The following is an 18585-nucleotide window of genomic DNA, read 5'->3' as shown; positions in this document are numbered from 1 at the left end:
CGGCCTTTCTGCGTGGCAACGTCGCGTGGACGTCAGTGCATCATGTGCACGTTCATGTTGTGCATGACCCACAGGGTACCGACCACGATGATGCCGATCACCACCACGGTGAAGGCCGCAGCGTTGACGTTCCAGCGGCTTTCCGAAGAGCGGTCCAGGTGCAGGAAGAACACCAGGTGGACCAGCATCTGCAGCACCGCGGTGATCGCGATCACCACACCGTTGACGGTGCGCGAGAAGTCGCCCGACATCACCATCCAGAACGGGATGACGGTCAGCACCACCGCCAGCACGAAGCCGATCAGGTACGACTTCACGGTGCCATGGCTTTCGCCGCCGGTGCCGTGGTCGTGTGCATGGTTGTCATGTGCCATTACAGGGCTCCATTGAGGTAGACGACGGAGAACACGCCGATCCAGATCAGGTCCAGGAAGTGCCAGAACAGGCTCAGGCACGCCATGCGGGTCTTGTTGGTCGGGGTCAGGCCGTACTTCTTCAGCTGCACGAACATCACCAGCAGCCACAGCAGGCCGACGCTGACGTGCAGGCCGTGGGTACCGACCAGGGCGAAGAACGCCGACAGGAAGGCACTGCGGTCCGGACCGTAGCCCTGATGGATCAGGTGCTGGAACTCCCACACTTCCATGCACATGAAGCCGAAGCCCAGCAGCCAGGTGATGCCCAGCCACAGGTACATCTGGCCCATCTGCTTGCGGTGCATGGCAATCATGCCCAGGCCGAAGGTCAGCGAGGAGGTCAGCAGCAGCGCGGTTTCCCATGCCACGAACGGCAGTTCGAACAGGTCCTTCGCGGTCGGGCCACCATCGGTACCGCCGGCCAGCACCACGTAGGTGGCGAACAGCGAGGCGAAGATGAGGCAGTCGCTCATCAGGTACACCCAGAAACCGAAGACGGTGTTGCCGCCGGTGTCGTGGTGCTCGTGGTCGTCATGGCCATGGGCCGCCGCTTGCGCGGCGTGCCCGTGGCTCAGGGTCGAGGTATTGGTGCTCATGCCTTCAGCTCCGACTTCACCAGGCCCTGGTTTTCCAGGTGCTTGCGGTGTTCGTTCTCGATGCGTTCCACCTCGGCGGCCGGGACCCAGTAGTCCACGTCCTGGTCGAAGGTGCGGTAGATGAACGTGGCGATCATGCCGACGAAGCCGACGATGGCCAGCCACCAGATGTGCCAGATCATCGCGAAGCCGAACACCAGGCTGAAGGCACCGATGACCACGCCCGTGCCGGTGTTGCGCGGCATGTGGATGTCGGTGTACTTGGCCGGCTTCGGCCAGGCTTCACCACGCTGCTTGCGCTCCCAGAAATCGTCCAGCTCGGTGACTTCCGGCAGGCTGCCGAAGTTGTAGAAGGCCGGCGGCGAAGAGGTTTCCCACTCCAGCGTACGGGCATCCCACGGGTCGCCGGTCAGGTCGGCGGTCTTCTTGCGGTCGCGGATCGACACGGCCACCTGGATGATCTGGCACAGGATGCCGGCACCCACGATGAAGGCACCTGCGGCAGCGACCAGCAGCAGCGGCTCGTAGGCCGGGTTGACGGTGCTCTGCAGACGACGGGTCATGCCCATGAAGCCCAGCACGTACATCGGCATGAAGGTCACGTAGAAGCCGATGAACCAGCACCAGAACGCGCACTTGCCCCAGAACTCATTGAGGCGGAAGCCGAACATCTTCGGCCACCAGTAGGTGATGCCGGCGAACATGCCGAACACCACGCCGCCGATGATGACGTTGTGGAAGTGGGCGATCAGGAACAGGCTGTTGTGCAGCACGAAGTCGATGGCCGGGATCGCCAGCATCACGCCGGTCATGCCGCCGATGGTGAAGGTGACCATGAAGCCGATGGTCCACAGCACGGGCGTGGTGAACTGCACGCGACCGCGGAACATGGTGAACAGCCAGTTGAAGATCTTCACGCCGGTCGGGATCGAGATGATCATCGTCGTGATGCCGAAGAAGGCATTGACGTTGGCACCCGAGCCCATGGTGAAGAAGTGGTGCAGCCACACGATGAACGACAGCACGCCGATGCAGGCGGTGGCGTAGACCATGCCCTTGTAGCCGAACAGCGCCTTGCGCGAGAAGGTCGCGATGACTTCGGAGAACACACCGAACGCCGGCAGGACCAGGATGTACACCTCCGGGTGACCCCAGATCCAGATCAGGTTGATGTACAGCATGGCGTTGCCGCCACCGTCATTGGTGAAGAAATGCGTACCCAGGTAGCGGTCCAGGGTCAGCAGCACCAGGGTGATGGTCAGCACCGGGAAGGCAGCGACGATCAGCACGTTGGTCACCAGGGCGGTCCAGGTGAACACCGGCATCTGCATCAGCTTCATGCTGGGGGTACGCATCTTCAGGATGGTGATGAAGAAGTTGATACCGCTCAGCGTGGTACCCAGGCCTGCGACCTGTAGACCCCATATGTAGTAATCCATGCCGACGCTTGGACTGTATTCGATGCCCGACAACGGCGGGAACGCCAGCCAGCCGGTGGCAGCGAACTCACCGATCCACAGCGACAGCATGATCAGCACCGCGCCGGACACGAACAGCCAGAAGCTGAGCGAGTTGACGAACGGGAACGCGACGTCGCGCGCACCGATCTGCAGCGGCACGGCCAGGTTCATCAGGCCGGTGATCAGCGGCATCGCCACGAAGAAGATCATGATCACGCCGTGGGCGGTGAAGATCTGGTCGTAGTGGTGCGGCGGCAGGTAACCCTCGGACCCGCCGACGGCGAGCGCCTGCTGGGTACGCATCATGATGGCGTCGGAGAAACCGCGCAGCAGCATGACGAAGGCGACGATGAGGTACATCACGCCGATCTTCTTGTGATCCACCGAAGTGAACCACTCCTTCCACAGATAGCCCCACAGCTTGAACTTGGTGATCAGGGCCATGACGCCCAGGCCACCCAGCACCGCGCCGACCAGGGTGGTCAGCACGATCGGATCGTGGGGGATCGACTCAATTGAGAGTTTACCCAACATGTTCATTCTCCCGAGCCCGCATGGCCGGCGTGGCCTGCGTGTTCGTGTTCGTTGGCATCCAGGTTTTCACCCGATTCCTTGGAATCATGCGCGTCACTGGGGGCATGGCCCTCGTGCGCTTCATGGCTGGCGGCATCGGCAGCGGCGGCACCGGCGTGTTCGTGCTTCATGCCGTAATGCTTGTTGTCGCCCATGTGCTTGGCGATGACCCAGTCGAACAGGCCTTCTTCGGTCTTGCCGAAGTAGGTGACCGGATACCACTCGGCGTTGCGTGCTTCACCCAGCGCCTTGAACGAGGCCTTGTCCAGGGTCTGCTCGCCGGCGCGGACCTGGTCCAGCCACTGGCGGTATTCGGCATCGGTGACCGAGTAGGCGGTGAAGTGCATCTTGGCGAAGCCCGCGCCGCTGTAGTGCGAGGACATGCCCGGGAATTCACCGGTCTCGTTGGCGATCAGATGGAGCTTGGTCTCCATCGCAGCCATCGAGTAGATCATGCTGCCCAGGTGCGGGATGAAGAACGCATTCATCACCGAATCGGACGTGATCTTGAAGTTCAGCGGCGTGTTGACCGGGAACTTGATTTCGTTGACGACCGCCACCTTCTCTTCCGGATAGATGAACAGCCACTTCCAGTCCAGCGAGATCGCCTCGATGGTGACCGGCTTGACGTCCGAATCCAGCGGCTTGTACGGGTCCAGTGCGTGCGACGAGCGCCAGGTCAGGACCGCCAGCACCAGCACGATCATGCAGGGAATGGACCACACCACCACCTCGATCGCCGTCGAGTGGGACCACTTCGGCTCGTAGCGGGCCTTGGTGTTGGAGGCGCGATACTTCCACGCGAAGGTCAGGGTCATGATGATGACCGGGATGACGACCAGCAGCATGAGCACGGTGGCCGTGATCAGCAGGGTCTTCTCATCCTGGCCGATCTGGCCCTTCGGACTGAGGATGGCCACCGCATCGCAGCCAGTGAGCATCACCAGCAACGACAGCAGCAGGCCCGGGCGCAACCAGCGCCCAAGGGTTTTCAACGGAATCATCGGTCGATCCAATTGCGAGGGAATGCCGTTCCCCGTCCTGCCTGTTCCGGCCAAAGCCGGTCCCACCGGTCCGGAAGACAGGTAGGGAGGTGGGGTCGAGTCAGCCTTTCAATTTTAGGCCGTCACCCACCATTTAAGAAAGGCATTGACAATGATCGAGCGCAGGAAAGGCCCGTTTCTGGCTGCGACACGTTGTCGCACCGCGCAACCGCGGCGGGCAGAACACCCGGGGGCGGCATCCTAGCATCGGGCGATGGCGGCTGCTCCGCCCGTGTTCGGCAAAGTCGCCTGAACATGTTCAGGCATGCCTGCGAAAGCAAGGCGTGGGATGCTCGGCACAGGAGGAAGGTGCATGGACAAGATCGACTTCAAGAAACGCGACCGGGCGCTGTACCAGCCACCGGCAGGCCAGTTCGTTCCGGTGCAGGTGCCGCCCCTGCCCTACCTGATGGTCGACGGCCACGGCGATCCGAATATCGCGCCAGCCTATCTGGAGGCGGTGCAGTGGCTGTACGCGGTGAGCTATGCACTGAAGTTCGCACTGAAGGCCGGGGGCCAGGACTACGTGGTGCCACCGCTGGAAGCCCTGTGGACCGCCGAGGATCCGTCGAGCTTTGTGGCTCGCCGCAAGGATGAGTGGAAGTGGACGGTGATGATCCGCACGCCGGACGGGATCAGTCCAGCGCAGTTGGAGGCTGCCATCGCCAAGGCGGCGGAGAAACTGGGCGACGTTCCGGCCAGCCTTCGCCACGAAGTTCTTGAAGAAGGCCTCTGCCTGCAGACCCTGCATGTAGGCGCCTACGATGACGAGGGTCCGGCCCTGGCCCATCTGCACAACGAACTGATGCCTTCGCTGGGCTACGCCTTCGCCGGCCCCCATCACGAGATCTACCTGAGCGATCCGCGCAAGACCGACGCGGCGCGGTTGAAGACCGTGCTGCGGCAGCCGGTGCGCGCGCTTGGACCTGATTGAGGTTCGCGCTCATGACACAAGGAATGCCATGCGCCTGATCAGCCGACTGCTGCACTGGACCACCCTGCCCGCCGGGCGCCGGCTATTGGCCACGCTTGGGGCTGCGCTGGTGATCGTGCTGGCCTGCAATCCGGCGCTGTCGCCGTTGCTGCCGGTGTTGGATGCGCTTGGGCTGGACGTGCTGATGCTGTTGCTGGGTGCGCAGGTGGTGGCGGTACTGCCTTGGGTGCGGGAGCGAGCCGCGCGCGGGACCAGAGTGCTCGCACGCCTGCTGATCGGCGCATCGGCGGGAGCAGCAGGTGGCTATCTCCGGCAGCTCGCGTGGTGGCTGGCACGAGGCGCAGGGATGACGAGGCGTTGATGAAGGCTTGCAGCCTTCGGTGAGGTGGTAATCCAATGATCACCGGCGGGCGCAAACAAAAAGCCCCGACCAAGGCCGGGGCTTTTCATTACAACTGGTGCCGGAAACAGGAGTCGAACCTGCGACCTACGCATTACGAATGCGCCGCTCTACCAACTGAGCTATTCCGGCGGAGCCCGCGATTTTACGGGCTGGGCGCCCCGGCGGTCAATCCATCCGGCTCAGCCCACCTCTACCCGGTTGGCGCACACCCGCCCGGCCACGAAATCCTGCAGGTTCCCCAGCGTGATCGCCGAGATCTCCTGCAGCGCCTCCACGGTGAAGAAGCCCTGGTGGCCGGTCACCAGCACATTCGGGAAGGTCATCAGGCGCTGGAAGGCCTCGTCGTCGATGATCTCGCCAGACAGGTCCTGGAAGAACAGCGCGCTTTCCTGCTCGTACACGTCGATGGCCAGATGACCCAGCCGGCGCGACTTCAGCGCGCGGATCACGGCATGGGTATCGACCAGTGCGCCGCGCGACGTATTGACCAGCATCGCGCCCGGCTTCATCCGCGCCAGTGATGCATCATTGATCAGGTGATGAGTCTCAGGCGTCAGCGGGCAATGCAGCGACACGATGTCGGCACGCGCCAGCAGTTCATCCAGCCCGACCATTTCGCCGATACCACCGAACGCGGGTGACGGATAAGGATCGTGCCCCAGCACGGTGCAGCCCATGCCGTTGAAGATGCGCGCGGTGGCCAGCCCGATCTTGCCGGTGCCGACGATGCCGACCGTGCGCCCATGCAGGGTGCGCCCGAGCAGGCCATCGAGCATGAAGTTGCCCTCGCGCACGCGGTTGTAGGCGCGATGGGTCTGCCGGTTGAGGGTCATCACCAGCGCCAACGCATGCTCGGCCACCGCCTCCGGGGAATAGGCCGGTACGCGTGCGACGAACAGATCCAGCCCTTTCGCGGCTGCCAGGTCCACATTGTTGAAGCCGGCGCAGCGCAGCAGTACGGCCCGCACGCCCAACGCATGCAGGGCGTGCAGCACCGGCGCATCCAGGCGGTCGTTGACGAACACGCATACGGCTGCGCAATCCTGCGCCAGCGCGGCCGTGTGCACGTCCAGCGCCACATCGAAGTACACGAACGCAAAGCCGTCCCCAGCCGCATCGCGCTGGTTCGCCTCATCAAGGAAACGACGGTCGTAGGGGCGGGCACTGAAGACGGCGATCTGCATGGACGGGCCTGGGTGGAATGGCATATCGACCATACCGCAGCAGCACCCGCGTTGGGATGGCACCGGCGATGCCTTCATCGCCGGTGCCGGGTGCCACTTAGAACTTGTAGCCCAGGCCCAGCATCACGCCGTTCTGGATCTGCCCGTCGCGGCGCTCACCCACGTAATCGGCCATGATCGACAGCCGCTCGCTGGCACGGCTGGTCACGCCCAGGTTCCAGGCCAGCACCTGCTCGCCCACCGCCTGGCTGCTGGCGCCGAACACCAGATCCGGGGCCGCGGCGAAGCCGGTGCTGTAGCGGGCCTGCGAATCGCCCAGTTCCTTCTGCCAGACCACCCGCGCGCGCGGGGTGATGCGCTCGCCGTTGTTGCCTTCGAAGGTCTTGAACAGCTGCAGGCCCGCACCCACGCGGATGCTCTCCAGGCTGCCGCTGCGGCCAACCAGCGCACCGGCGCCCTGCCCTTCGTTGAAGCGGGTGGCCGAGGTGCGCGCGTAGTCCACCACCGGCAGCAACGGCTGGATCACCAGGCCCTTGGCGGTGGTGAAGGAGAACGCATGTTCCACCCGTGCGGAGATCGCATCGTTGCTGTACTTGGCGCGCAGTGGCTGCTGCAGGCCATCGATGCCGTTGATGCTGCGACGCGTATCGTGGCGCAGATCGGTGTAGCGCACGGCCGCCGACAGATAGCCGCGCGCGTACGTCGCATCGAGGTAGCCGCCCACGTCCAGCGCACGCACGTCACCAGTGAAACCAGAGCCATCGCTGGCCTTGGTCGACATGTCCGCCGCGGCCACGCTGACACCCAGGGTCACGCGGTCATCGGCCACGCGGGTATCGGCACCGACCACGATGCCACCGATGGTGTGGCTCAGGCCGGCCACGCCACCGTCGCCATCGAGGCGGCCATGGCTGGCGAAACCACGCGCCCAGATGCCATGGCTGCGTCCAGCATCAGCGCTGCCCGCAACGCTGCCCGACGCCGGCTCGACCAGGTGCATCGCCAGCTGGTTGAACAGGCTGCCATGGCGCATGCCCGGCTGGGAGGAGACCGACTGCGCCACCTGCGAGGCCAGGCCATCGGCATCACCGCCGCTGCGCATGGCCGACTGGTGCTGCTGCACGACGTTGCCGATGCTGCCCACCAGCGCGGTGTCGGCCAGTCGCAGGCTGGCGTGCGCATCACCGCGCAGGGCACCGGCCTGTTGTGCGATCACATCGCGGTCGGCGAACTGCAGTGCGCCCAGCAGCGATCTCAGTCCCTTGTCCTGGCGATCGGAGGCGGTCGCCAGCGCGCGGCCCAGGCCGTCGCCGGACGTACCGTTGGCAAACAGGCCCAGCTGGTCAAAGCCCGGGTTGGCGGTCAGCCACAGGCCATCGGCGGTCTGGTTGACGTTGAAGCTGAGCAGCGAATTGTGGCGCGGGCGGAACACTTCACCGGCAGTGATGCTGGCACTGTATCCGGCGTCCCCCAGCCGCACGACATCCTGGAAGCCCCCCTGGTAGATCGGCCCTTCCACCAGATCGCGGCGGTAGGCACCGGCATAGAAGCCCTGGGCCACATTCAACGCAAGGTGTGCGCCCTGCGCGATCACCAGCGCGCCCTCCTCAGTGCCGCCGTCGTAGAAGCTGCCGACGCGCAGGCGGCCACTGCCGGTACCACCGGCTTCGGTAACATCGAACAGCACCTGCCCGCCGGGCATGATGTTGACATAGCCGTGGGTCACCAGATCCCCACCGCGCGGCATCAGCGTGCCGAACACGCGCAGGCGGTTGAAGCCATCTTCGCGGTAGGACGGGCCGGTGCCATCCAGCAGCGCATCGCTGTCGGTGCCGACCGATGCGATATCACCGTGGCCCACTACGATGCTGCCCGGCATCACCCGCAGCTCGGGGGTGCGCAGCGCACCACCCTCCAGTGCGATGGTGCCGTTGTCCACCAGAATGAAATCGGCGCCGGTGGTTTCAGCGGTGCGCCAGGTGGCGCCATTGCTGACACGGATCACGCCGGCGGAGTTGGCCAGGGTCGAGGCATCCAGATCGGCCAGCCGCAGCTGGCCGCGCAATTCATCCTGGAGGTCGGGGTCGGCGAGCAGCTGCTGCAACGACTGCGCGCCGATACCGTTCGCCCCCCGCGTGGAGAAGTTGTACAGGCTCACCGCATAGTTGATGTAGGTGCTGGCCCAGTCGGTATTCCAGCGCGCGAAATCGTCGTCGACGAAGGATTGCAGCTGGCGCGCGGTACGCAGGTAGCCCGGGTTGATGTCGCCGCTGACGTTGCTGGTGACACGAAGGGTGTCGCCCGGATCGCGATAGCCCGCCGTGTTGATGATGCTGTTGCTGCGGATGTCCTGGCCCGGGAATGACTCCAGCTTGCTCCCACTGCCATCCGGATCGAAGGTGACCGACGTACCCGTGGTACGCGCCGGGTCGCGGAATACCAGCAGGCCATTGGGCTGCACCACTTCATACATGGCCTTGTGCAACAGGCCCGCATCCATGCCACCGCCGTAGTTGCCTGTGTAGATCTGGGTCATGCGCGGCGACGGCGCATAGGTGATCCTGCCACCACTGCTGGCGGCATGGATCTGCACCGAGTCGACCAGCGGCAGATCGCCGCCGAGGTAACGGTTGACGCCACCGGACTGCATGATCGAGCAGGACGAAATGCAGTGGCCGGACACGATGGTGTCCAGGCCCTGGGTACGGATCACCGCCTGCAGCCACTCGCCGGCGATCAGCGCGCCACCGTTGGACGTTCGCAGCACGACTTCGCGGATCGGACGGCCTTCAGCCTGCGCCTTGGCCAGCAGTGCGGGCAGCGCCACCACATCGGCGACGGTGACGCCGCCGCTGAGGAAGACGCGATCGTCCTGCACGTGATAACTCATTGCCATGACGTCATCAGCTGCCGCGATGGCGCCAACGCCCATCAGCCCGGCCAGGGCCAGGCTCAACTTCGAATACTTCATGCGTTCTCTCTCTCCACCCGCAACACGCGGGTAGAACGATCAACGCCGCAGCGGGGCGATCTCCCCCAGTGGAACGGATCCTGAAAAATGAATACATTCACAATGAGAATCCGATCGATGCACACTCTTCCCCATCCGGTCATCGTCGCGTAAAACTCGATGACGCATTCGCCACCGACAGTCGAGGCCAGCCCTGTCCACCCCGTCTCCCCTGATCCATCACGCGCCGGAGCCGCCCGCACCTGCGGATGCCTTCATCGCGTTCGTACGCGAAGAGCGCGCACCGCTGTGCGCGTTCCTGCGCACGCGGGGGGTCGGGCCTGAGGATGCGGAGGATATCGCGCAGGACTGCATGGAGCGGCTGATCCGCTATCGCGCACAGGGCCCGGACGAACTGCGCCTGCTGCTGTATCGTATCGCCCGCAACCGCCTGGCAGACCGCGGCCGCTCGCCGCAGTCGCGGCCGCATCTGCCGCTGGCCGAACACGATGGCAGCGACGAACCGTCCAGTTCCTCGCCCGATCCATTGCGCCAGGCCGAGTCAGGGCAGATGCTGTCCCTGCTGCGGCAGGCCCTGTTCAAGCTGCCCGAACGCGCACGCGAGGTCTATCTGCTCAACCGCATCACCGGCATGAGCTACACGCAGATCGCGCGGCATTGTGGAATTACTGCCAAGACCGTGGAAAAACATATCGCCCGGGCCCTGCAGGGCCTGCGTCAGGAGTTGGGATCGGATCCGCTGCACAACGACAGGGACGGCCAATGAGTGGCACCCCGCACAGGGATGATGCACAGCTGTTTGAACGCGCCAGCGCCTGGGTAGCCCGCCTGGAAGCCCCGGACTGCACATCGGCCGAACGCGAAACGTTCGAGGACTGGCTGGCCGAAGATCCGGCCCACGTCAAAGCCTGGGTGCAGGCCGAAACCCTGTTCCAGCAGGGTGCGGAGCTTGCGGCTGACCCCTGGCTGCGCACCGCCGCGGCACGGGCGGCGCGTCCGCCGCGCCGGCGCTGGTTGCCGGGCGTGGCCGCTGCCGCCGGTGTCTGCATGGCGATCGGCATCGGCTGGATGGTTGCCGTCGACGGCAACCCGACGCCACAGGTCTACGCCAATGATTCGCACCAGGCACAGCAGCAGACGCTGGCCGATGGCAGCGTCGCCATGCTGGATGCCGGCACCACCCTCCGCGCCCGCTTCGGCTGGCGTCATCGTGATCTGGTGCTGGAGCGGGGTCGGCTGCAACTGCAGGTCGCTCCGTCGAACAAGGCGCTTCAGCTGCACGCCGGCGGCAGTACGATCCGCGACATCGGCACGACCTTCCAGGTGGAACGCCTGCGCGACGGCCTGGTCGAGGTCGCGCTGCTGGAAGGTGCCGTGGAAGTCAGCAACGGCGCAGCGCAGCACACGCTGGCACCCGGCCAACAGCTGCAGGTATTGCCCTCCGGCCGTATCCAGCCGGGCCCTGCCCTCTCGTCCAACGCAGCCGCTGAAGGCTGGCTGCGTGGGCAACTGGTGTTCGATGCCACGCCACTGTCGATCGTGGTCGAGCGCATGAACCGTTATGGCCGCACGCCACTGGTGATCGTCGATCCGGAGATCACCGACCTGGCTGTAAGCGGCACCTTCCGCGCCGGTGATGCACAGGAGCTGCTGTCGGCGCTGGAACTGGGTTGGTCCGTGGCTGGCCAGACGCGTCCGGATGGCGCGCTGGAACTGCGCCGCACCTACTGAGGAGACCGGCAGTGAAGGCAGGTCCGGGTGCGCTGCAGTGGGGGCTGCTCCGCGCCCTGCTATGCCTTGCACTGGGTGTTGCCGCACTACCGATGGCCGATGCCGGCGAGCCCGCCGGCACGCTGGAGATCGACGTGGGCGCCGGCCCACTGGTGCCGGCACTGCAGCAATGGGCCCGGCAGAGTGGCACCGCCCTGCTGTTCGACGCACGTGAACTGGATGATCTGCGCACCGGCGGCAGCCGTGGCCAACGCGATACCGGGGCCTCCCTGAAGCAGCTGGTCGCCGGCCTGCCGGTGAACATCCTGCGCACGTCATCCGGCGCCTTTGTCGTGCGGCGCGTCCATCCCGAGCCCCCTGCCACGCCGCCGAAAGCGGTCGCAGCCCCGCGCCTGCCGCGCCCGGCTCCCAAGTCCGCCGACACGCCACACCAGGTGGAACTGGCGCCCATCCATGTCACCGGCAGCCGGCTGCCGCGCTCTTCGGTGCAGACCACACTGCCGGTCACCACCATCGATCGCGACGATATCCTGCGCAGCGGCTACGGCAATCTGTTCGACCTGCTGCGGCACCTGCCCGGCATGAACGGCCATCCGGCCATGAGCACCTCGCGCGGCGGCGATTCGCAGTACCTGCCGGTGGGCGCAGCGGCCACCACCAGCCTCGACGGCATGGGCCCGCGGGCGACGCTGTTCCTGGTCAACGGCCGGCGCCTGCCGCGCTATCCGATGGTGTCGCTGGAACAGGGTGGGCTCACCGACCTCGGCGGCATTCCGCTGAGCTTCGTCGACCGCATCGAACTGGTACGCGGTGGTGCCTCGGCCATCTATGGGGCCGACGCCATGTCCGGCGTGGTCAACATCATCCTGCGTGACCAGGCCGATGGGCCCGAAGCCATGCTGCAGACCGGCCTGAGCAGCCGCGGCGATGCGGGCCAGTACCGCCTGCAGGCCGCCACGGGCGGCGCGCGTGGCAACGGGGACCGCTGGTTTGCCGGACTCGATCTGCACCGTGTCGAACATGTCGCCGGTGACCAGCGTGACTGGCACGCGGAAACCTCGCTGTATCCGATCGGCGCGATCTTCGGCAACTGGTACGTGCCCGCCCGGCGCTGCGAGCCGCCCCTGAAGCGGCGCGAGGATGGCTGCTGGTTTGACAGCGCGCGGCCGCGGTCGCTGCAGCCCGCCTCGGATACCGCGTCGGCCTTCCTGCACTACCGGCATGAACGTGGTGAGGGACGCTATACCTATGTCGAGGCGCGGGCCAGTCACAACCGCCAGCGCTTCGATCTGGGCCCGACCGCCGTTGCGGTGGTCTCGCGCGGAATCACCTTCAACAGTGTGCTGCGTGAGGCCGGCAACGTGCGCCCCAGCGTCCGCGCCACCGATGCCGACCTTACCTTCGGCATCGGCCGCGACCAGGGCCGGCGCAGCTGGGAGGCGGGCATCAGCGCGCAGCGCAGCGACGTGACCTTGTCCACTGCAGGCACCGTGCGCACGACACGCCTGCTTGAAGCAACGCAGGCGCGCAGGTTCACTCCCGGTTTCGACGCGCCGCCGGCGGCCGAGGCGGACACGCTGTTTCCGTCCATCCGCAACCGCGGCAGCACCGCACAATGGCAGGGCTGGTGGGGCGTGCAGCGTGAGCTGATGGCAATGCCCGGCGGCAATGCGCAGCTGGCCACCGGCATCGACCTGCGCCATGAACGCTGGACCTCGCGCCCGGACGCACTGCTGAGCCAGGGCGACCTTGCGCTGGGCCTGCCACAGCAGCGACGCCGCCTGTCGCGACAAAGCAGTGGCGTCTACGCCGAGCTGGGCCTGCCGCTGGCCCCCACGCTGCGCGCGGACCTGGCTGCACGCTGGGACCGCGACGGCGGCTTCATGGCGTTCTCGCCTCGTGCCGGGCTGCGCTGGAGCCCTACGCCGCACTGGTCGTTCCTGCTGGCCAGCGGGCGCGGCTATCGTGCACCGAGCCTGTTCGAGCAACGGCGGCCGCCCGGCTACTTCGGCTCGATCACGCTTCCGGTGTCCAGTGCCCTTCCGGAATGTGCGATCGCCACGCGTGGTGGCGGCTGCAGCGTCACGGCCAACGTGGTTGAGAACGATGCACTGAAGGCCGAACGATCACGCAGCCATTCGCTGGCAGCCACGTGGACGCCCGACGACACGTTCTCGCTGTCGCTGACCCACAACATCGTGGAACTGCGCAACGAGATCCTCGCCCTGCAGCCGAGCGATGCGGTGTGGAACCGCAGCACGTGGGAACTGGATGAAGACGGCCACCTGGGCAGCCTGCGCCTGTCGTTCGACAACATCGGCCGCACCACCTCCCGCAACTGGGTGCTGCGTGGCGAGTACCGCATCGACAGCGGCAGCAACGGCCAATGGTTGTTTTCGCTCGATGCGCTGAAGCAGCAGGAACTGCTTCGCCGCCGTGACCATGAGGCCGCCGTGGACCTGCGTGGCCATGTGACACCCGAGCTGGCTGCGGTGTTGAACGTGCAATGGCAGAACAGCAACTGGGACATCGCGCTGCGCGGCAACCAGATCGGGCGCACGCGTGCCTGGCTGCCGGGGGCGGAGTGCCCGCAGAAGCAGGTCGACCGGAACCACTGCATGAACCCACGGCAGCTGCGCTGGAACCTGCACCTCGCACGCCGGCTGGGGCCGCGCATCGTTGCAGCGCTGGACGTGCACAACGTGCTGGACACGCAACCGGTGAACTATCTGGTCGGCAACGGCGGGCAGATGCCCGGGCTGGACGATCCGCTCGGCCGCTACTACCTGCTTACCCTGCAGTTCCGCTGAAGCGTAGTAATCTACGCGCCCTGTTCCACCGCGGTCCCCTTCCCCCATGAAAGCCTATCTCTGGTTCTGGGGCGCGTTCCTGCTGTTCTTCGCGTTGCCTTTTCCCTGCATTCTCTATTTCGGCACTTCGTGGCCGGTGGCGCTGGTCGACCGCAGCGCACCGTGGCTGGCACTGTTGCTGCTCGCACTGTCGATGGTCCTGTGGCTGACGCTGCTGTTCGCCTTCCTGCACTACCTGTTGCTGGGGCCGCCACGCGCACTGCACCGGGTGCAGTCGATCCTGGCCGACGGTGAACCGCGCAGTGCGCTGATCGAACAGGCCGAACAGACCGGCGTGCAGGTGCGTGGGTTCGCGCAATGGAAACTGCAGTTGTCCTTCAAGAACCTGTCCGGTACGCCGGTCTGCGAACAGATGCTGGTGGTCGACAGCAAACCCCAGCTGCATCGCTTCGAGGCCGGCAGGCACATTGATGCACGCCTGGGGCGGACACCCGGGGCATTCCCCAACATCGTGCTGGACGGTGCCCAGCCCGAACTGAATGTCGCCAGCCTGTGGCGGCGCGGCATCGGTGCAGCACTCGGCATCGCCATCGTTGCCGCTGCCTATGTGTGGGCCTACCAGCTGCAGAGCGAGGGGCTGGGCTGGACCTTCCTGTCGTTCGGTCACCCGCTGCTGGTGTGCCCGCTGGTGCTGTGTGGCTATGCGCTGGGCCTGCGCCTGCTCGGCCGCCTGCTGCACGCCGATGCCCGCGGCGATGCACTGAAGTATCGCGGCATCGGCGTGGAGGCCAGGGTGTTGAAGGTGCGTCAGACCGGCACCTACCTCAACGAACAGCCACAGGTGGAGTTCCAGCTGGAATACATCGATCGCGAAGGCAACATGCAGCAGGCCCGCGTGCGCCGCTTCATCCCGCTGATTGAACTGGCCAACATCCCGCGCGAGCATGTGACGCTGCTGTACGACCCGGATGACCGCAGCAACGTGCGCCTGGAGGGAGTATGAAACAGCCGCCCTCAACCCGCACCGTGTTCCTGGTACTGCTGCTGGTTCTGGCGGGCGTGGCCGTTGCCGGAGGCGCCCTGCAGACCATCAGCGAAACGCTGGGGCATTCGGTACAGCCGGACCGGTTGCCTGCCTCCGTCTCGTCCCAGTCGCCGCGCGAGCAATCCGCATCGCTTGTGCCGTCCCCAGCGCCCTTCCCCGCCGCGGGCACCGCTGGAGCGCCCGAGCGCAACAACCGTCTGTTCGATGCGGACTACCTGCTGGCTGCCCGTCAGGCACTGGAGCAGATGCCAGCGCTGGCCGGCCAGCGGCTGACGGTCTTCCACAGCATCCACTTCTACGACGATGGCCGCATCAACCTCGATCTGGTCGATCCGCAACAGCCGGGCCACGTCGACAGCTATCACTTTGAACGTGGCCAATGGCGCAAGGGCAATCCGGTGAACCCGCAGCAGTTTGCGCCGACCATCAGCCTGCAGCGCAGCAGCACATCCCTGGCCAGCATCGATTTCGAGGCTGTTCCGCGCGTGGCGCAGGCGCTGCAGGAACAGCGCAATGCGCTGCAGAACCCCGCATCTGAAGTCGGCCACGTCTACGTGATCGTGCGCAAAGCCGGCAAGCTGGTATGGCTGCCGGACGAAGTCGCCGGTGACCGCGAATCCGTGCGCCTGCAGTTCGATGCGCAGGGCGCCCTGCGCGGCGTGAGCCGCCGGTAGGCCACACAAAAAAGGGGACGGAGGGGATTAAGTCGTATGTGCCTTGGTGCGCTTTGCGACTTAATCCCCTCCGTCCCCTTTTTCTATTTCACCGAGCGCGCGATGGCGTACTGCGCGGCGTAGTATGTGGACAGCACCAGCAGGCTGGCCAGCGGCAGGCCGCCGGCGAAGCGGTCCCAGGCCAGCAGTGAATCGCTGGCGACGAACAGCAACGCACCGGCGGCGGCCCAACGGGCACTGGCGGCCTCCATGGCGTCAGGCTGCGGGCGGCGCCACTGCCGTGCCAGGGCCAGCACCGCCATCGATGCCAGCACCACCACGTACGCCAGCACCGGAATACGCATCGGTGCAGGCAGGTGTGGCCACAGGCCCAGCACGTTGAGCACGGCAAACGCACCGAGCAGGACGCTGGCGCCGACCAGCCCACGCCCGGCACGCAGGCCTCCGCGGAAGGCGATGATGTAGCAGACATGCGCTAGCAGGAATGCGACCAGCCCCGGTACGAACGCATCCATTGGCAACATCAGCGCGATGTCACCCACGCACGAGAGCAGCATGCCGGCCAGCACCGCGCGGCGGTAGAACGGCTGCACCGGATCATGCACGCGCCAGACGATGGCAGCGATCAGCAGCGTGGTGGCCGGCTTGGCCAGCCAGTGCAGCCAACGCCCATCGCTGTGCAGGAATGCGCCCACGATGGCGAGGATCGCCATCAACAGGATCACGCCATCGCGGGCGCGCGGCTTCATCGCGCCTTCCACAGATCCGCCAGGCGGTCAGGCTTGCCGGCGATGCGCTCCAGCACCGGGTACTGCAGGCCACCGTGGTAGGCGATGCTCATCGTTTCGATGCGATCGAACTGCTTCACCAGCAACACGATCGGCGCCTTGTCCTTTGCTGCGGCGGCGACTGCATCCTTCAAGCGCTGGCTGCTGTATTCACGGCCGCCAACCGCGATCACCTTCATGCCCGGTGCAAGACCGGCGTTGAACGCCGGACTGTCCCAGATCACGTCACCGACCGTGCCGTTGTCGAGCACGGTCGCACCCAGTGAGTACGCCAGCAACGCTGCCTTGGCGCGCTTTTCCTGCGCCTTGTAGGCGTCGTTCGGGGTATCGCGGTAAACCAGCTTCCAGCCCGCCAGTTCCAGGCCACCGGTCAACGAACCATGGCCATCCAGGCGCCCGCGCAGGAACGTCGCCCAGTCGTACGGCGCGATACCGTTCAAGGTCGCGACCACGTCATCAAAGGTGTACGGATTGACGTCCCAGTCGCCATTGCCGACGCCGAAGAACGCACGCGCGAAGTCGTCCAGACTGCGACGGTTGCCACTCAGCTCGCGCAGCTTGCCCTCCACTTCCAGCCACAGCATCTGGCCGCCGGAGTAGTAGTCCTCGCTCATCTGGTAGTTGCGGTAAGGCAACGTGCGGCGCTGGGCGATGGTCGGGTCGTTGGTGGTGTCCTGCAGCGGCCGCCAGGCCAGGCCCGGGCGACCACGGTCATAGGTCGCGGCCACGTTGGCCAGCATGTCGCGCGCCTGTGTGGTCGACCACAGGCCCGACCGCGCCGCCAGCACCTGGCCCCAGAACTGGGTCTGGCCCTCGTACACCCACAGCAGGCTGTCGCCCATCGGCACGTTGAAGTTGGCGGTGGCCAGATCGGCGCCGCGACGGTACTTCCCGTTCCACGAATGGGTGTACTCATGTGGCAGCAGGTCGCGCATCCACGCGTTGCTGTCCCACTCTGTGAAGTAGCCTGGATCGGCACTGTTCTCGCTGGAGCGGTGATGCTCCAGGCCGATGCCGCCAAGGCGGTCGGTCAACGCCAGCAGGAATTCATAGTGGTTGTAGTGGCGCGCGCCATAGAGTTTGTCGGCCTGCTGCACCAGCGCGCGGTGCATCGTGATCTGTGCCTCGCTCGGCTTCAACGACTTGGCCTCGTCGGCGAACACATTGAGGTGCACCGGCACCTTCGCACCCGGGTCGAGATCGATGCGCTGGTAGTGCTCGCCGGCGAACAACGGCGAATCGACCAGATGGTCATACGAGATCGGCTTGAACACCACGGTGTCACCGTCGCGTCGCGCGGTTTCCAGGGCAGTGGCGAACGACCAGCCCTTGGGCAGGGTCACGCTGGCCTGCGCCTGCAGGTTGCGCGCATCGACGCCGGCCGGATACAGCGAATTGGCGTTCCACTGCAGGTTGAGCATTTCCGGGGTCATCACCACCCGGCCCTGGCTGCCGCCCTGCGAGGACAGGAAATCGAAGTGGGCGACGATCTCGCTCACGCCCTCGGGCACGTTCACCTTGAACGCATAGACGTTGAACTGGTCGCGCTGCCAGGCCAGCGGCTTGCCGTTGGCGGTCACGCGCAGGCCGGCCAGCTTGTCGATCGGGCCGGTGGGCGAATGGTTGCCGGGAATCCACTGCGGGTACAGCAGGGTCATCGGGCCAGGCTTGGCCGGCACGGTGGCGGTCACCTTGAAGATGCGCCGGGCCAGATCGCGCGCGTCCACGTCGATGCGCAGCAGGCCGGGAGCCGCCGCGTTCGCCGGTGGCGAGGTCTGCGCCAGTGCAGGCGTGGCCGCCAGCGCGAACAGCAACGACATCGCCAAGGCTCGGGTCTTCATCGGACAGCTTCCAACAACGGAGAATCTTCCGATGCTAGGCCTGTAAAGTGCCCCGCCCCATGGCCAAAGGTCATGGGCGCGCGCCCATCCGTGCATGCCCAGAAGCGTGCGAACCA

The 18585-nt window shown here is 65.7% G+C and carries 15 protein-coding genes and 1 tRNA gene; 7 read left to right on the top strand and 9 right to left on the bottom strand.

Translation table 11 applies throughout. The features are described from left to right. Positions 1 to 32: 32 nt before the first annotated feature. Genes cyoD through cyoA form a run of 4 tightly spaced genes read right to left on the bottom strand, consistent with a single transcriptional unit; the run spans position 33 to position 4049 of the window. Positions 33 to 374, bottom strand: coding sequence for a cytochrome o ubiquinol oxidase subunit IV (gene cyoD / locus ACZK4Z_RS06200; protein ID WP_005408584.1), 342 nt, complete (start codon positions 372 to 374; stop codon positions 33 to 35). Then, positions 374 to 1012 (bottom strand): cytochrome o ubiquinol oxidase subunit III, encoded by a 639-nt coding sequence (gene cyoC, locus ACZK4Z_RS06195; RefSeq protein ID WP_125895442.1) that lies wholly within the window; start codon positions 1010 to 1012, stop codon positions 374 to 376. Before cyoC ends, cyoD begins: the two co-directional genes overlap by 1 nt. Further along, entirely contained in the window at positions 1009 to 3006 is a 1998-nt protein-coding gene (cyoB, locus tag ACZK4Z_RS06190) for a cytochrome o ubiquinol oxidase subunit I (protein ID WP_049462341.1), read from the bottom strand. The genes cyoC and cyoB overlap by 4 nt, the downstream gene beginning before the upstream one ends. Positions 3007 to 3008: 2 nt before the next feature. After that, positions 3009 to 4049, bottom strand: a complete 1041-nt coding sequence (gene cyoA, locus ACZK4Z_RS06185; protein WP_032127566.1) for a ubiquinol oxidase subunit II — start codon at positions 4047 to 4049, stop codon at positions 3009 to 3011. A gap of 352 nt (positions 4050 to 4401) precedes the next feature. Here cyoA and ACZK4Z_RS06180 point away from each other — a divergent pair, with 352 nt between their 5' ends. Together ACZK4Z_RS06180 and ACZK4Z_RS06175 are read left to right on the top strand one after the other, a co-directional pair. Continuing rightward, positions 4402 to 5022 carry a GyrI-like domain-containing protein gene (locus tag ACZK4Z_RS06180; RefSeq protein ID WP_125895441.1) on the top strand — a complete coding sequence of 207 codons (621 nt, stop codon included), beginning with the start codon at positions 4402 to 4404 and terminating at the stop codon, positions 5020 to 5022. Between the two features lie 28 nt (positions 5023 to 5050). Further along, entirely contained in the window at positions 5051 to 5383 is a 333-nt protein-coding gene (locus ACZK4Z_RS06175) for a hypothetical protein (protein WP_125895440.1), read from the top strand. A gap of 95 nt (positions 5384 to 5478) precedes the next feature. On the opposite strand, the gene ACZK4Z_RS06170 is transcribed toward ACZK4Z_RS06175, so the two are convergent. From ACZK4Z_RS06170 to ACZK4Z_RS06160, 3 genes are all read right to left on the bottom strand, one after another. Beyond that, positions 5479 to 5554: transfer RNA gene (locus ACZK4Z_RS06170), tRNA-Thr, on the bottom strand. 50 nt (positions 5555 to 5604) lie between these two features. Further along, the gene (locus ACZK4Z_RS06165; RefSeq protein WP_329913943.1) at positions 5605 to 6609 is read right to left on the bottom strand and encodes a 2-hydroxyacid dehydrogenase; all 1005 of its coding nucleotides are present in this window, start codon (positions 6607 to 6609) and stop codon (positions 5605 to 5607) included. A 97-nt stretch (positions 6610 to 6706) separates the two neighbouring features. Further along, the gene (locus ACZK4Z_RS06160) at positions 6707 to 9580 is read right to left on the bottom strand and encodes an autotransporter domain-containing protein (RefSeq protein WP_478451231.1); all 2874 of its coding nucleotides are present in this window, start codon (positions 9578 to 9580) and stop codon (positions 6707 to 6709) included. 286 nt (positions 9581 to 9866) lie between these two features. On the opposite strand from ACZK4Z_RS06160, the gene ACZK4Z_RS06155 reads away from it, so the two are divergent. Genes ACZK4Z_RS06155 through ACZK4Z_RS06135 form a run of 5 tightly spaced genes read left to right on the top strand, consistent with a single transcriptional unit; the run spans position 9867 to position 15840 of the window. Continuing rightward, complete coding sequence (locus ACZK4Z_RS06155) at positions 9867 to 10346, top strand: RNA polymerase sigma factor (protein ID WP_229301228.1); 480 nt, start codon at positions 9867 to 9869, stop codon at positions 10344 to 10346. After that, entirely contained in the window at positions 10343 to 11311 is a 969-nt protein-coding gene (locus tag ACZK4Z_RS06150) for a FecR family protein (RefSeq protein ID WP_032127573.1), read from the top strand. Before ACZK4Z_RS06155 ends, ACZK4Z_RS06150 begins: the two co-directional genes overlap by 4 nt. Positions 11312 to 11322: 11 nt before the next feature. After that, positions 11323 to 14121, top strand: a complete 2799-nt coding sequence (locus ACZK4Z_RS06145) for a TonB-dependent receptor plug domain-containing protein (RefSeq protein WP_478451230.1) — start codon at positions 11323 to 11325, stop codon at positions 14119 to 14121. A 46-nt stretch (positions 14122 to 14167) separates the two neighbouring features. Next, complete coding sequence (locus tag ACZK4Z_RS06140) at positions 14168 to 15124, top strand: hypothetical protein (RefSeq protein WP_478451229.1); 957 nt, start codon at positions 14168 to 14170, stop codon at positions 15122 to 15124. Next, the gene (locus ACZK4Z_RS06135) at positions 15121 to 15840 is read left to right on the top strand and encodes a hypothetical protein (RefSeq protein ID WP_125895435.1); all 720 of its coding nucleotides are present in this window, start codon (positions 15121 to 15123) and stop codon (positions 15838 to 15840) included. The genes ACZK4Z_RS06140 and ACZK4Z_RS06135 overlap by 4 nt, the downstream gene beginning before the upstream one ends. Before the next feature lie 83 nt (positions 15841 to 15923). Here the strand turns inward: ACZK4Z_RS06135 and ACZK4Z_RS06130 are convergent, their stop codons facing one another. Then, positions 15924 to 16589 carry a lysoplasmalogenase gene (locus ACZK4Z_RS06130; protein ID WP_478451227.1) on the bottom strand — a complete coding sequence of 222 codons (666 nt, stop codon included), beginning with the start codon at positions 16587 to 16589 and terminating at the stop codon, positions 15924 to 15926. Then, complete coding sequence (locus tag ACZK4Z_RS06125) at positions 16586 to 18469, bottom strand: M61 family metallopeptidase (RefSeq protein ID WP_478451226.1); 1884 nt, start codon at positions 18467 to 18469, stop codon at positions 16586 to 16588. Before ACZK4Z_RS06125 ends, ACZK4Z_RS06130 begins: the two co-directional genes overlap by 4 nt. Positions 18470 to 18585: the final 116 nt, after the last annotated feature.

The sequence above is a fragment of the Stenotrophomonas sp. 71799_Sma genome (assembly GCF_056482505.1).
The sequence above is the reverse complement of the archived record's forward strand: the minus strand, read 5'-3'. Positions and strand labels throughout refer to the sequence as shown.

Coding starts and splice junctions, on each gene's coding strand:
- cyoD (WP_005408584.1), bottom strand. CDS start 374: ATGGCACATGACAACCATGCACACGACCACGGCACCGGCGGCGAAAGC.
- cyoC (WP_125895442.1), bottom strand. CDS start 1,012: ATGAGCACCAATACCTCGACCCTGAGCCACGGGCACGCCGCGCAAGCG.
- cyoB (WP_049462341.1), bottom strand. CDS start 3,006: ATGTTGGGTAAACTCTCAATTGAGTCGATCCCCCACGATCCGATCGTG.
- cyoA (WP_032127566.1), bottom strand. CDS start 4,049: ATGATTCCGTTGAAAACCCTTGGGCGCTGGTTGCGCCCGGGCCTGCTG.
- ACZK4Z_RS06180 (WP_125895441.1), top strand. CDS start 4,402: ATGGACAAGATCGACTTCAAGAAACGCGACCGGGCGCTGTACCAGCCA.
- ACZK4Z_RS06175 (WP_125895440.1), top strand. CDS start 5,051: ATGCGCCTGATCAGCCGACTGCTGCACTGGACCACCCTGCCCGCCGGG.
- ACZK4Z_RS06165 (WP_329913943.1), bottom strand. CDS start 6,609: ATGCAGATCGCCGTCTTCAGTGCCCGCCCCTACGACCGTCGTTTCCTT.
- ACZK4Z_RS06160 (WP_478451231.1), bottom strand. CDS start 9,580: ATGAAGTATTCGAAGTTGAGCCTGGCCCTGGCCGGGCTGATGGGCGTT.
- ACZK4Z_RS06150 (WP_032127573.1), top strand. CDS start 10,343: ATGAGTGGCACCCCGCACAGGGATGATGCACAGCTGTTTGAACGCGCC.
- ACZK4Z_RS06140 (WP_478451229.1), top strand. CDS start 14,168: ATGAAAGCCTATCTCTGGTTCTGGGGCGCGTTCCTGCTGTTCTTCGCG.
- ACZK4Z_RS06135 (WP_125895435.1), top strand. CDS start 15,121: ATGAAACAGCCGCCCTCAACCCGCACCGTGTTCCTGGTACTGCTGCTG.
- ACZK4Z_RS06130 (WP_478451227.1), bottom strand. CDS start 16,589: ATGAAGCCGCGCGCCCGCGATGGCGTGATCCTGTTGATGGCGATCCTC.
- ACZK4Z_RS06125 (WP_478451226.1), bottom strand. CDS start 18,469: ATGAAGACCCGAGCCTTGGCGATGTCGTTGCTGTTCGCGCTGGCGGCC.